Raw genomic sequence first — 14,853 nt, 5'->3', positions numbered from 1 at the left:
AATGAGTGACTGGAAGCGCATTCCAACTTAAAATGCCTGGTTTCTCCTATTGGCTAGGGAAACCGGGCACTTGATTTATCTTTGCTCTCCTTCTGTTTGCTGAGCATTGAATGTCCAAGTCAGATTAATAGAATCCCCTTGGAATTGGTTTTGATCTTTTCCATTATCGACAAAGTTAAATTTCACGACAAGATCATCGGTATCGCCAACGGGCAAGCCCTTTTCACCCAACAATGGGTAAAAGATATGTTCATTCACGGCTTCCGGTTTCATATTTTTCAATTCAGCTAAAGTTGTTTCATAGATGACTTCGTCAAGCTTGTCTGCATTATACAAAAACTCGACCTGGATATGTTCGCCAAAGTCTTCCGTATTATCCCCGTTGGCATCGTTCACCGTATAATCTGTTTCTAGCAAGACTTTTCCAATATCAAGGGTACCGTTATTTTGCAGTTCAAAGTCACGGATAAAAGAATCTCCTGGCTTCATCGTGTCTACATTAATAATCTCTGTAGGGGCAACCGCAAGATCCAAGGTTCCTGCCGCAAACGTGTTATTCGTTTCAACACTGTCACTAAAATAAGCATAGGTACCTCCCGCTAATAATGTAACCCCAAGTACCGCTGACATTAGCCCCATACTTAATTGCTTTTTGATATCCATCTCCATTTTCCTCCCTATGTTTAATTTATGTTAACATCTCCTATTCATATAGAGATGTGACCACCACTTTTAATCATTTTGTAAATGAATATTTGAATAAACAGCGATTTTCTCACTGAATATTTACTGCCATTTTTCCATCAACCGTTTAGCATTGGTCTCAAGAAGATGATGGGCATTCTCTGATATTTGCCTTTTTTCTTTATATTGATCGAGTAAAGGCTTGAAGCTAGTCATATGCTTGACCACTTTATCGGCCTTCTCTTGCTCTTCAAAATGAGATACTGCTGTTAAATGAATCTTTAGGGCATGAGGAACTCGATCATCCGCAAATTCCCCTTCCTCTGCCAATTGCTCAACCAAACTTTTCATACTGTCGGCACTAACCTCAGGATCCAGTTCATGGTCCGACCTAACGATAAGCTGGGGCTTGTTCTCATCGCTTTCCCTCGATGTAAAGGAAACATCGTTCTTTTGTGTATTAGGCCCCGGATTCATGACAAGGAAGGAAATAATACTATCTAATTCGTTTGCTTTAAAATACTCTGTTAAATCAAATTCATACCATTCCCCTTGTTTCGTCACAACGGTACTTGATAATAGATCTGATCCGTCAGGTGCGTTATTCCATGTGATGGCGGACTCATCCCAATGATGGTCTGTTTCATAGATGTTGATCGTCCTTTCTGGATCACTGTTCACACCCTTCGCATATAGCCTGAGTACGACAGATTCAACCTTATCACGATCGATCTGGCCCACATCGAATTTCAAGTATGACTTACGTCCATAACCAGATATATCACTTTTGACAACTAATGAAGGGTCACCTCCAAAGTTTTTATTAGCGGAACCTCCACTTTGGACATAGGCATCTGCAATCGGGATATAAAACCCTTCCATATTCTCAACCAATACCGTTATTTCTGTTTTTACTTTGGCATCCCTTACACTTTCTGCCGTTATTGTCGCTGTTCCTTCTGAGACAGCTGCTATATAACCATTGTCAGTTACCGTAGCGACGGAAGGATTGCTGCTTGACCATTTGATTTCTTTCATCCAAGTATTCTCTGGCAACACTTTTGCGTTAACAGCAACACCAAAATTTGTTGAGTTGAGATGTATTTCATCTTGATCAAGAACAATTTCAGTAGGTAAAATTTCCTCTGGAAGCTCGCCTGCTTTTTCATCAATTTTGAGTTTCAACGTATGTGTCTTCCCTTTTGAGCCAGATACATCAATGTCAATTTCTGTATACGTTTCTTTTTCTGATACTTTGATCGTATCGTCTTGACTAATAACTTGTAAGCTGATTTTCCCAAGGTCAAGTTTGATTTTATCTTGGGTTTGTGTTGGGTCAGATACCGATAATGTTAATTCGTCGCCCTTTTCTTGTACCATGACAGAGGACGGCCCATACGAACGAATCATACCCACTTTATGTGGTAAGGTTTCGAAAAAGTTTGCAGCCAAAATACCAAGATTACGTTCTTTCACGACGTGAGCGTTTACACTGTTTTCAAGAATTTCGATATCCGGATTCTGCGCATATTGCTCTGTTTCCTCGGTGGTTTTCCCGGAAGTAAGACATACTCGTAATCTGCTTCTTTAGGATTCACCCCATGATCAAATGCTAGGCTTAGATAATGTCTTGTTATCGGATCACTGGAACCATCAACATTAATATCGGACCAAGAACCTGTTCTCGATTCACGCAAAGCGGAAACCGGGGAATTTTCTGGGAAGAAATAACCAATGTCTGATTTAGCGACATTCCCTTGTAAATGGGCCCATTTGACTTGATCCAATGATTCCTTCCATCCTGTGTCATTTGACTGTGTTTCCCCATCAACAATCAAACGATTATCCCCATTATGATTTAACTGCCGATTTTCAATAATGGTTTCTGCCTTTCGATCATCGTTACCCGTAATTCCTGAACCTACTGCAACGATCTCATCATCAAACATAAACCAGGATTTTTTACCTGTTAGTGTGCTGTTTTCAAGATCAAATTCCATTCCTGCGGCTCCATATAATCCATCCATGGTTGAACCGCCCACCCACGTCTTTGAGCTAAAATAAGGTGACCATGATTCAAGTGGACTTCCCTTTGCTCCATCTGTCGTTGTTCCGGCGAGACGGAACATGTCAACTGTCGGCCAATAATCATGACTGTATTGCTTAAGGTCACCATTATATAAGTAGGTCATTCCGTAACCCGTGTGCCAACCTTTCGTATTTTCTGCCCCACTGTGTGTTCCCATTTCCATACTGGAGATCCGTTTGGATGACATACTAATCCCAAGCGCGAATTCCGGTCGGTGATGAACAACTCGATCCATTGCCGCGAATACCTGCTTCTTAGTCATATCACCACTCGGTTCGATACTGCTATCGTTCATTAGATTTTTAGCAAGAATGACATCATAAATATTAAGGCCTGCAAAATAGTCATCAAAGGTTGTATCTGACTGAATCCATTCTTTCACCATGCTTTTTATTTCCACGGCTTGCTCTGGTGGAAGGCCTTCCGTCAAACGTAGAAGACTGAGCGTAATCGTTCTTCCTGTCGTATGATCGCTAGAATTTTGCCTGGAAATGGCTCGTCCCCTCACCATATCCATCATCGCTCCTTTATACATTAAAGGTGCAAATGAATCCTTTGCCCAATGATAGACATTTTTAACATTCGGATCGGTTACTTCCCATGGTGTTTCCTGTAAAAGGGATAATAGATTAGAAAGCCCATCTACTAATACGGAACCATAGCTTCCTGTGTAAGGGACATGATCATGTTGAATGAAGGAACTATCTTGATAAAATCCATCACCGCTTGTTGTATACTTGAATTCCCGACTTAGCGCATCTCGTGCTTCCGCGATTTTATTCCCATTTTTTCCAACAATCCCTCTAACACTCACAATCAGTGCTTTATCCGTCCGATTCGCCCCTGTTTCAATCACTCCTGGAAAACGAACCCGATCCGTGGAATTCGGTACAAAATTGTCAATCGCCTTGATATAATCCGCCATTTGCGATTCAGTCAGATCGTCATACATCAAAACCAACAAATCTTTCAGTGCTGCTGGAGCGCCAATCTCCCAATTCCACCAGTTTCCATATTGAGGCTGGTTTTCGTTGTAGCGGTTCGCGTACATCCAATCCAACCCATTGATAATATCCTCACGCAGTTCCTCATTTTGATATAATTTAGAACCTTTCATAACATAGGCATAGGCCATATCTCTTAAGCGATAATAATTGGTTGAGATATCGTCTGAATTACTAGTACTAGTTAAATCGCCCCAGAGATGACCACGATCTTTGGAACGGTCCAATGTATCCCAATAACCTGTTTGCTGATCGTTTGTCACTTTGGAAGCTAAATTTTCAACATACGCAGCGATATGTGGATCATTGGGGTTATATTGATCATTCCCGGTTAAACGATTAAACCATTTCCCCCGCATCTTCTCATAGCTCTGCAACTCTAACTCTTCCCCTCCTGCGGCCTGGATTTTACCCATTGGTAAGAACATACTTACGATCAACCCTACAGTCAGAACAAAGAAAAAGGCTTTTTTCAAATTAGGCACCCCTTATTCCTATTTAAAATGGAGCCCCCCCTGCGATAGAACTAGTTTGTTATCACAGGGTTCCATTTTAAAACCTTATTTCCACTTTTTGATTAAAGATTCGGAGTTGGACTTTAAAAGATTGTACGCATGGTCAGAAAGCAATTTATTTTCCTTCTGATTATCTAGTAATTGTTTAAAGCCTTCCATATGCTTTACTACTTTTTTACCTTTCTCTTGTTCTTCAAAATGATTCACAGCTGTTAAATGTAGTTTCAAAGAGTGGGGAGCATCGGCATTTGGAAACTCTTCGGATTGCTCTAATTGCTCCACTAGCTCTTTTATACTTTTAGCGCTCACTACGGGATCAGGTTCTTGATCCAATTTGACTACCAGCTCAGGGCTATTTCCCTCTCCTTCCCTTGATGTAAAAGCAACATCATTCTTCTGGGAATGTGGCCCAGGATTCATAATAAGAAAGGAAATGGATTCCTCTAATTCATTCGACTTAAAGTACTCTGTCAAATCAAATTCATACCATTCTCCTTCTTTCGTAACGATGGTACTAGCTAATAGTTCTGAGCCTTCAGGTGCGTTATTCCACGTAATGGTTGACTCATTCCATTGATCGTCCGTAACATAAACGTCTATTGTTCTCTCTGGTTCACTATTGACAGATTCTGCATAGAGCCTTAGTACAACAGATTCAACATGATCATGATCGATCTGACTTGTGTTGAATTTCAGATATGATCTCCGTGCAAATCCGGGTATATCACTTTTGACCGATAACAAAGGATCGCTACCAAAATTGGTATTAGCTGATCCCCCATCTTTGACATACGCATCAGCAATCGGGATGTTAAGCCCTTCCATATCTTCAACTGTCACTGTTATTTCAGCACTTACATTAGGGTCTCTTACACTTTTCGCCGTTATGACCGCAGTTCCCTCTGATATAGCTGAAACATATCCATTGTTGTTTACTGTTGCAACGGTTGAATCACTGCTTGACCATTTGATATCTTTCACAGCATTATCTGGCAATACTTTTGCTTCAACTCTTGCTCCTAAATGAGTCCGATTAAGGTGCAAATCATCGAGATCAAGAATGATTTCAGAAGGTGCAACCTCTCCCGGATTCCAAGTTCTCAATGTCCAGATGTCGACCTCTGGTTCAGGTAAATTCATTTCCTCTACTCTTTGCTCCGCAACATCAGAATGGCCAATTACCCATCTATCGAAGAACTCAAGAAGATTGTGACCAGAATATTTCGATGCCGCCACAACAAATTCATCAATTTTTTCTTGATTCGTATTTGGTAATTGATCGTCGGCCATTTCGCGGTAATGAGTGTGTAAATCTGTAAATAGATCCCACCCAAATGCAAGCTGAAGCTGGCTAAATAAAACGAGTTGTTCATAATGTCCATTATCGCCGTATTTCTTATCGGGATTTTCACTATTTAAATAATCAAAAGCGCGTTCGAAATAGTCCTTTCCGTCCGTTTTAGTCAGCAGCTCAGACGGGTTTCCGAATTGTTCCTGTATATATAATGAATAGACATTGGTAAGAACTTCATTGGCATCTCCAAACAGCCAAGGTCTTTGCTCATATTCATGACCTAACTCATGCCAGAATCCCCAAGCTTTAGTTGTAAGATAGTCAACATCGACCAATTGTTCTGCAAGATTGTCTGTTAACATAATCGGATAGCCCGCATGCATGGCTCCACCTTTAATTTGTCGATCTGTTACATAATAATAAGGAAGTTGATGGGCCTTATTCGGCATCGCTTTATCGGGAGATAGTCCAGCTAACTCATCATAATGTAAAACAATTGAATCCCATGTATTCATTAATTCTTCAGGATTTGCCAACTCCTTTATCACTTTCGAAGGAACTACGAGGTTAATCCGATCCGATTTTAATTCCGCAAATGGTGTAGACGGAGCCTTTCGCATCTGGTCCCATTCTTCCTTCGTTGTTTTCCCTAATTCATAATAAGGGGCTTGGACAGCACCGCTTATTTTCACCTTTACTTGTGTATCTTCTTTCGGCTTCATCGGGATCAGATAGATCATACCACCGTATGGACTACTGACCCGGTTAATACCTGGATCAAGTTTTTTATGATGGACAACGAGTGGTACTCGCTTCCATTCGCCCAGTCCTCGTAGATCATCATCATGAGAGCCAATTTGAACGGTTAAATTTTCCGTTCCCTCTGGAACTTCGACCTCAACAACTTCCCCTGGAGTCGCATACAATCCCGTGCTTATCCAGTTTTTACTCGGTAAAGCTCGAGTGTACATTGTGTCCGGAAAATCAAAGTCAACCTCGATCTCTTTTCCATTAACGACTTTCGCATCTTCCGAAACTACGCCTGGAAAATCATCCGCGTAAATTGACTTCGCATTTCCCTCATCAAGTGTAAAATGACTAAATTGAAAATTGTACAAAGCACTTTTGTAAGGGCTCTCTTGTCTTTTCATTGGAAATGATGCCGGTTCCAATGCTTCTGATTCTTGAGTTGCCCACGAATATAAGTCAGATTCAGAGGACAAGCTTTCTAATGCTTCAATCACCACATCTGACAATAATTTCTGCTTCCGATTATCATCTGCATCAGCATCCCCTATTTCGATATCATCAAGCGTGATGCTGCCATTTTCTAATTCCTTAGCTTCATGAAGCCGATTAAGCAAATGCTGGTTGTAAGCATCCTTCTCTGTCATGGTTGTAGGCGTGCTATAAGCAGATACTCCTGAATTCAATAAAGACAAGCCGACTTGATTAAGAAACTTTTGAACAGCAAAATGTTCGCTTAATCTTGCTCCCCTGTAATTACCGATGAGTAATCTTCTTTCAAGTGGCGTATCTCGTGTGATCCCTACTAAAGAGCCGCCATTTTCGATTACTACCGCTGTTCCACCATTTTTGATGTATTGATTTAGAGAAGGAATATCCTCTTCTGCCATCGATCCATCAATAATGGCTACCGTCTCATTCTGAGGATCCAAATTTGCAGCCGCCCAACTATCTACTTTTGTCACCTCAATCGGAAGAGAAGGATTAACTGAAAAACCAGGAACTGTTGTCACCAACCTAATTTTCTTATCCTTAGATTGAAGTGCTTCCTCATAGCGATTTGTGTAATCTTTTCCAACTCCATTGTTTGAGTTGCATTCATCCGTTAACCACAAAAGAATATTTCGGGCGAAAATTCCTTTTTCATTTTCATGGGGTTGAGAAAGATCAAGGTATTGGCCACTTCCGGCAACCACTACACGACCTTTACCGTAATGAGCAGCCGCTACCGCTGAAATGGCCTCGGGTGCCACAACAGGGAAAGATTCTGTTCCAGTCGCTGCCACCCCACCACCTGAATAAACAGGGATACCTTGTAAATCCTGATAGAGTATAGCTAAATCTTCCTGTAGATTTTCTGTTAGTTTGATAGGAACATCCAATGGTGAACCTCCCCTTTTTGTTGCGTCCCCTCGTTTTTCTGCACTAGCGGAAAGGGCAACGGAACTAAATACTAGGAAAACAAGGCAAATTTGCGTAATCCTTTTTATCAACATACATCTTCTCCTTAATAAAAATTTCCCCCTTAAAAGTAAGTGCTCCTATCTATTTTTCAGTAGGGGTTTAAACCTCAATAAACTCATTTCTTAGCAAGTAGTCTATTGCCACTTCTTAATCAATGAATTCGCATTACTTTTTAAGACGTTATAGGCGTATTCCGGAATTTGCTCTTTATCCTTTTGATGATCGAGTAATTGTTTAAAGCCATCCGTATGTTTAATCACCTTTTCCGATTCACCCTTCTTTTCGAAGTGTTCCACAGATTTCAGATGGACAGATAATGGATGATAGACATTTTCAGGTAAATTTGCTTGATAGGAATCAAGTGTGTTCAGAAGCAGTGAGGCCGAAGCATCCTCAACATTTGATTCTCTTAACTCCCAAATTGGTACCTCAGGATCAGGTAAATCCAGAGCATCTACTTTCGCTTGCCCATTGTCCGTGATACTCCAACCCCATTTTTGGAAGAAGGAAACCAAGTTATAACCTGATTGTTTCGATGCCATGTAAAGAAGCATATCTTTCTTTTCTTGATCCGTTGATGGAAGTACCTTTTCATCCATTTCACGATAGGCAATATGCAGATCCGTATAGAAATCCCATCCAAAGGCCAGCTGAAGTTGTTTAAAGAACACAAGTTGGTCCATCAGTTCGAGATCTGTGTATTTTTTAGTTGTGGAAGGATCGGCAACAAATTCCAAAGCCCGATCATAATGGGATTTTCCATCATTACTTTTCTCAATCAGTCTTTGTACATCGGTAAACTTCTCTTGAATATAAAGGGTATAAATATTAACAGAGACTTCGGTAAGGTCTCCCCATTTCCATGGGTTTTGTTGATATTCATGACCCATTTCATGCCAAAATCCCCAGCCTCGTTCCAAGGCTAACTTGGGATCAACCACATGGGATGCGGCTGGATCAATCGGGATCATCATTGGATATCCGGCATGCATATACCCTGCACTGATTTGCACATCTGCAACATAGCGATGTTGCCTGTCCAATCCTTTATGCGGCAGGGGCAATGCTGGATCAATACCAACAAATTCATCATAACTCGCCGTTACTTGATCCCAATGCTCAATTAATTCCGTAGGGTTTTCCATTTCCAATAGTGTTTCTTTAGGTAATGTAAAAATCACATGTTCGCCAATTAATTCTCCCCACGGAGCTGGGTTATTCTTGATCGAACGATGCCACTCCTCATTCGTTGTTTCTCCTTTCACAAAGGTCGGTGAGGCGACAGCACCACTAATATGAATTGGTGCTTTGAATCCTGATTTTGCTGTTTTCGGAATTAGATACACCAATCCGCCGTAAGGACTCTTAATTTGATTCGTACCTGGCTCAAGTTTTTGCTGTAAAGCCACCACCGGCATCCGGCTCCATGATGGTTTTCCAGTTAGAACATCCGTATGTGAACCAACTTGTACATATAAATCTTCGACTCCTTCGGGCACGTTAATTGTGATGACTTCTCCAGCTGGCGCATAAAGTTCTGTACTAATCCAGTTTCCGGGTGGATATCCCATACGAAGATGACTAAGATCTTGATAATCAAAATTAACTGTAATCTCTTTATCTTCAATCACTTCCGCATTCTCGGCTACAGGCCCTGGAAAATGATCGGCATAAGGAGATTTTTCACCATTAGGGTTTAATGATGCCTCATTTACTTGATAAGCCAATAGGGAACTAGAATATGGATAATCACTTTTTACAAATGGCCAATTAATCTCAAATTCTGTTAAATCTTCTTTCATCTGTTCAAGTAAAGGATGTCCCTCTATTAAACTGCCAATTGTTGCACTCACAACTTGGGCAATAATCTCTTTCTTTTTATCGGGACTTGCTCCATCTGAGCCGATGTTAAGTGTGCTGGGATCTAATGTTCCATCCTCAATAGCTTTTGCTTTTTCAATAAGAGTTGGTACAAAATAATTTTGAATTTTTTCTGGTTGCATTTGTGGATAAGTCTCTGTCTTGGTGGTTGCAATAATATTTGTGAGAGAAAGACCTACTTCATTTAGAAATGTTTGTATGCCATAATCTGTAAGTCTTGGGGTACTATTTTCTTTTGCCATCCATTCCTTTGGATGCCCTTCCATTACCCAACCTTTTTCACCGAAGATGACAGCTCCACCTTCCCTAACATAATCTAGTAAAGCCTGTACTTCTTCTACCGAGAGTGGTTGATGAAAGTTATTAACGAAAGCAACTTGATGTTGCGATGGGTTAAGATTTACTGACTGGAAATCAGTTACATATTCTATATGAATCGGTAAATCCTCACTCGCGGGTATTTCCCGATTCGTCACTACCGTGATTTTTCGCTCTCCCTTTAACGCTTTTTCATAGGTTGGATAGGTAGAATCTTCGCGATCCTTTTCTGTCACCCATTTTAAAATATTGGTTAAAACCTTTGTTTTTACAACATCGGCATTGGAAAAGTCAAAGTACTCACTCAGCCCCGCTGCTACTACTCTTCCTTCTCCATATCTGGCCGCTCCAACAAAAGGAACAGAGTCTGGATTAACGGCAACAACAAAAGCATTATCGCCGATCGCGCTTATTCCACCTGAATGTGAACTTGAATAAACAGGAAATCCTTCCAAATCTTCATAAAACATAGCAAGGTCGTTTTGGAGTTGTTCAATCTCCGTATTTAATGACGACCCTTTTTCAAATAATGTTGGAGCTTGAGCTTTCGCATCCGATATCGTAACCGGAGACATGCATCCAACTAAACTTCCAGCCAAAATTACGTTCATCCATTTTTTCCTCAACATAATCCCTCCAATGATTTTTAGTAGGCATGATGTCATAACCAGTTGGAATCAACTTAATGAACGATAAAACTTCTCCATGTCATAATGTCACTACCACTTAAAACTTTATCTACTTATTAAAATGGATACCTCCTTTTCACCTCATGTATTAAAGCGTTTACACAAACTAAATATATTTTAATATGTGTTGCATTGCAATCCTATTGGTAGAAAATGGTAATAAATAACTATGACATTGGCGGCTTTATCCCTATAAAGGCTATTCGTCTTCAGCAGAATAGCCCTTTTTCAATAACTCATTGTCTAGTAATCTTCGCTTTTCCACGGATTTTTTTCAACATATCGGCCGTCATGTTCTCCAAATCATATTTTGCATGAAATCCCCATTCTTCACGCGCCGTAGAATCATCAATGGAATTCGGCCAACTATCAGCAATCGCCTGGCGGGCAGGATCGATCTTGTAATCTAGCACAAATGTGGGGATGTGTTTGCGAATTTCTGCCGCGATCCCTTCTGGTTCAAGACTCATTGCAGCAATATTATAAGCATTACGATGTTTTAACCTTTTCGGATCCGCTTCCATTAATTGCACAACCCCCTGAAGGGCATCAGGCATATACATCATATCCATATAAGTGCCTTTTTCAATAAATGACTCGTATCTCCCTCTCTCAATAGCGGCATGATAAATCTCTACTGCATAATCCGTTGTTCCACCTCCAGGAGGAGCTATACAAGAGATAAGCCCCGGGAAACGTACTCCGCGCGTATCAACTCCATACTTAGCAAAATAATAATCACATAAAAGTTCACCAGCAACCTTGTTGACGCCGTACATGGTGGTTGGCCTTTGGATCGTAGCTTGAGGAGCTTTATCTTTAGGAGTTGACGGACCAAAAGCGCCAATGGAACTTGGTGTAAATAGTTGGATTCCAAGCTCCTTGGCAGTCTCAAGTGCATTGATTAATCCCCCCATATTTAAATGCCATGCAGCCAGCGGATTTTTTTCCGCAGTAGCTGATAGCATTGCTGCTAAATGAATGATCGCATCTACCTTATATCTTTTAGCCAATTGATACATGTTTTCTCCATCTGTTACATCTAAGATTTCAAATGGTTCCAGTACTGCCGCCATCGTCTCATTCCTGCGAATATCTGTAGCAATGACATTGTCTTTTCCGTAAAGATCTCTAAGCAACATCACCAACTCAGTACCGATTTGTCCAAGCGCCCCTGTTACCAATATTTTCTTCATTGGATTTCCCCCTGCTCCAACTTGTTTAGATGATTCCAATTTCCTTGCCAACCTTTTCATAAACAGCTATTGCTTGATCAAGCATTTCCTTCGTATGAGCGGCAGTTGGCATATTCCGAACACGGCCGGTTCCTTTTGGCACAGTTGGGAAAACGATCGATTTTGCGTACACTCCTTCTTCATAAAGCCGTTTACTAAATAGTTGCGTTTTCTTCTCTTCACCTATCACACATGGGGTGATAGGGGTTTCACTATGCCCGATATCAAACCCTAAATCTTTCAATCTCCTTTTCAAATAATCACCATTTTCCCAGAGACGTTCATTTAATTCTTTGCTTTCCATTAATAACTCAATCGCTTTTGTGGCTGCAACAGCATCGGCTGGTGTAACCGCCGTAGAAAACAAGAAGGGACGGGACCGCACCTTTAGCCAGTCAATCAACTCTTTCTTACCGGCGACATATCCCCCAACAACTCCAATCGCTTTCGATAATGTGCCGATCTGGAAATCCACCTTATCTTGTAATCCAAGGTGCTTTACAGTACCAGCTCCATTACCAAGTACACCGGACCCATGAGCATCATCGACATACGTAATGAGATCAAATTCTTCGGCAATATCAACTATTTCTGGTAGCTTAGCGATATCCCCATCCATCGAAAAGACGCCATCCGTTATCACCATGATCTTATTATATTGGCCAGATTCCTTTGCTGCTTGCGCTTTTTGCCGTAAATCACCCATATCAGAATGATTCACGCGAATAATTTTTGCTTTAGATAAGCGACAACCATCTATAATGGAAGCATGATTTAATTCATCTGATAAAATTGCATCATGCTTATCCATCACTGATGAAATCGCTGCCATATTACAGTTAAAACCGGATTGATAGGCAATTGCCGCTTCTGTTCCTTTAAATTCAGCGATCGATTCTTCAAGCTGAGTATGAACGGATAACGTTCCATTAATCGTACGAACCGCTCCAGCGCCTACACCCCATTCTTGAATCGCCTGGATGGCTGCTTCCTTTAATCGCTCATCTGTTGCAAGGCCTAAATAATTATTTGAAGACAAATTGATTAAACTTTTACCGTCTAACTTTATGATTGGGCCATTCGAACTTTCTACCACATCGATATCATTATAAAGACCTTGTTCTCGCAATTCATTCAGATTTCCCTTCAAAAAGGCATGCAAATTTTGACTTGTCATTCCAACCCCTCCATATCGTAATCATTGTTTCCACGTTAGTGCACAAAATACATATGTCCTCACCAAAAACACAAATGGTTCTTGATAATACTGATTTATACACATACTATACCACATCAACTTAAATTGTCCATGAATAGAGGACATTTTTAACAAAAAAAAGAGGGATCATAGTCCCCCTTCATCCCCTGCTGTTGTTTAACCAGCAAATACCATCATTGTTGGGATTTTGCATCCTTGATACGGATCTCCGTTTCCTCCTGCAGCTCTCGCAAAAAGGTGTTAACATCAATATCTGTCGTTAAAAACTCATTTAATTGTTCACCTAAAACCTGTTTCGCTATTTCCTCATATTTAGACCGGCCATCTGGTGCTGGAGGCGCGGGATATTTATAAAGGGATTCCATGTTTTTTTCAGCTAATAAAGGATTACGAATATCTTCAGCCATCGAGAAAAATTGTTCATCGGTATAGACTGATTCCTCTGGATAGCGTATCTTATGGGCCACCTGTTCATTGCTTAATAAAAATTCAATCACTTTGAAAGCCTGTTCCTTGTGTTCACTTGCCGAGGTGACTCCTACCCAATAACCATCCGAAAATGCGGATACATCGCCTTGATCTTTCCATTTGGGAAATGTGACAATATCCCAATTCATTCCTTGTTCCTGTGCTTCAAGCAGACCGGTCCAGTCTAGTCCAAGAAAATACATTGGAACCATGGCTAACGTTTGTTCTGCAATGAATTGATCAATCGCGCCATCCCCATGAAGCGGATCCCCTTGTTGAAATTCATTTACTTTTTTATAAGTCTCTAAAATATCTTTTATCTCCGGAATGGTGGTGAACTGAGGTTCATCTGTATCAGCATTCACTAACGTAATCCCTAAAGGTGGAAATAAATAGCGATCCGGTGATGGCATCACCATTCCCGTATAATAGGTACCGCTTCTTTCTCCTGTGACCTTAGCGGCAAGTTCAATTACCTCATCATACGTCATATCATCTGTTGGATAATCGACACTGAATAAATCAAAAATATCTTTATTATAGTGTAAGGCCGCCTTATTGTGCATATAAGGGATTCCCCATAGTTCCTCTTTACTCTCCGAAAAAGCGCGGATATGATCAAGGAAATTTTGATCAAAACGATCGATATTTTCAAAACCATATTTTTCGATCAACTCTGTCATATCGTACGCAAGATCAACTTCTTTAATGACAGGGATGTAGCGAAAATCAGGGCCCATCACAATATCGGGGATGTTACCACTTGCAAATTGTTCTTCAAAACTATCTTTATATGGCATAATCGGGATGAGCTCCAATGTCACATTGGGAAATGCCTCTTCCACAGGCCCTTTAATGGCCTCGTTGAATACTTCCTCCCCCCGCCAATCATTCATTTTTAGGGTAATCGGTTGATCCATATCAATTTCAGGTAATTCCTCCACCTCCGCACCATCATTCGTATTTGACTCAGACGCATCCGTGGATTCATTGCCTCCTTTACTGCAAGCAGTTCCGAAAAACAATAAGAATAATAGACTAATCATCCAAAGCTTTTTTGTGTGGAAACGACTCATTCTCATGACAAATCTCCCTGTTTTCTAGTTTTCTTATACTTCCCGCCTAACATGACGTCATGACCAGACAACCATGAAAATGCTTTTCTATCGTCCGCCCCCTTTTTCTGTACAATTGTTGTAACCTGCAAGCATAATTTATACAGCGCTTACATCCCAAAAATATTGAA

The 14,853-nt window shown here is 40.7% G+C and carries 8 protein-coding genes; all 8 read right to left on the bottom strand.

Going from position 1 to position 14,853, the window contains the following annotated elements:
- Window positions 1-75: 75 nt before the first annotated feature.
- The 8 genes from KI363_RS03230 to KI363_RS03195 all read right to left on the bottom strand — a co-directional run bounded on the left by KI363_RS03230 (window position 76) and on the right by KI363_RS03195 (window position 14,689).
- Window positions 76-663: a CalY family protein gene (locus KI363_RS03230; RefSeq protein ID WP_212965486.1), complete on the bottom strand. Its 588-nt coding sequence runs from the start codon at window positions 661-663 to the stop codon at window positions 76-78.
- A 123-nt stretch (window positions 664-786) separates the two neighbouring features.
- Entirely contained in the window at window positions 787-2,160 is a 1,374-nt protein-coding gene (locus KI363_RS03225) for a CBM96 family carbohydrate-binding protein (protein WP_212965485.1), read from the bottom strand.
- A gap of 11 nt (window positions 2,161-2,171) precedes the next feature.
- Window positions 2,172-4,253: a polysaccharide lyase 8 family protein gene (locus KI363_RS03220; RefSeq protein ID WP_212965484.1), complete on the bottom strand. Its 2,082-nt coding sequence runs from the start codon at window positions 4,251-4,253 to the stop codon at window positions 2,172-2,174.
- Window positions 4,254-4,337: 84 nt separating this feature from the next.
- Window positions 4,338-7,829 (bottom strand): M60 family metallopeptidase, encoded by a 3,492-nt coding sequence (locus KI363_RS03215; protein ID WP_212965483.1) that lies wholly within the window; start codon window positions 7,827-7,829, stop codon window positions 4,338-4,340.
- A 102-nt stretch (window positions 7,830-7,931) separates the two neighbouring features.
- A complete protein-coding gene (locus KI363_RS03210) occupies window positions 7,932-10,622 on the bottom strand; it encodes a M60 family metallopeptidase (protein WP_212965482.1) in 2,691 nt (896 codons plus the stop codon).
- 299 nt (window positions 10,623-10,921) lie between these two features.
- Window positions 10,922-11,881, bottom strand: coding sequence for an L-threonine 3-dehydrogenase (locus KI363_RS03205; RefSeq protein ID WP_212965481.1), 960 nt, complete (start codon window positions 11,879-11,881; stop codon window positions 10,922-10,924).
- 25 nt (window positions 11,882-11,906) lie between these two features.
- Window positions 11,907-13,097 (bottom strand): glycine C-acetyltransferase, encoded by a 1,191-nt coding sequence (locus tag KI363_RS03200; RefSeq protein ID WP_212965480.1) that lies wholly within the window; start codon window positions 13,095-13,097, stop codon window positions 11,907-11,909.
- 215 nt (window positions 13,098-13,312) lie between these two features.
- Window positions 13,313-14,689, bottom strand: a complete 1,377-nt coding sequence (locus KI363_RS03195; protein ID WP_212965479.1) for an ABC transporter substrate-binding protein — start codon at window positions 14,687-14,689, stop codon at window positions 13,313-13,315.
- Window positions 14,690-14,853 lie beyond the last annotated feature (164 nt).

It is taken from the genome of Lederbergia ruris (assembly GCF_018332955.1).
In the GTDB taxonomy this organism is placed as follows: domain Bacteria; phylum Bacillota; class Bacilli; order Bacillales; family Bacillaceae_C; genus Lederbergia; species Lederbergia ruris.
This window is presented reverse-complemented; position numbering and strand designations above follow the sequence as displayed.

Coding starts and splice junctions, on each gene's coding strand:
- KI363_RS03230 (WP_212965486.1), bottom strand. CDS start 663: ATGGATATCAAAAAGCAATTAAGTATGGGGCTAATGTCAGCGGTACTT.
- KI363_RS03215 (WP_212965483.1), bottom strand. CDS start 7,829: ATGTTGATAAAAAGGATTACGCAAATTTGCCTTGTTTTCCTAGTATTT.
- KI363_RS03205 (WP_212965481.1), bottom strand. CDS start 11,881: ATGAAGAAAATATTGGTAACAGGGGCGCTTGGACAAATCGGTACTGAG.
- KI363_RS03200 (WP_212965480.1), bottom strand. CDS start 13,097: ATGACAAGTCAAAATTTGCATGCCTTTTTGAAGGGAAATCTGAATGAA.
- KI363_RS03195 (WP_212965479.1), bottom strand. CDS start 14,689: ATGAGAATGAGTCGTTTCCACACAAAAAAGCTTTGGATGATTAGTCTA.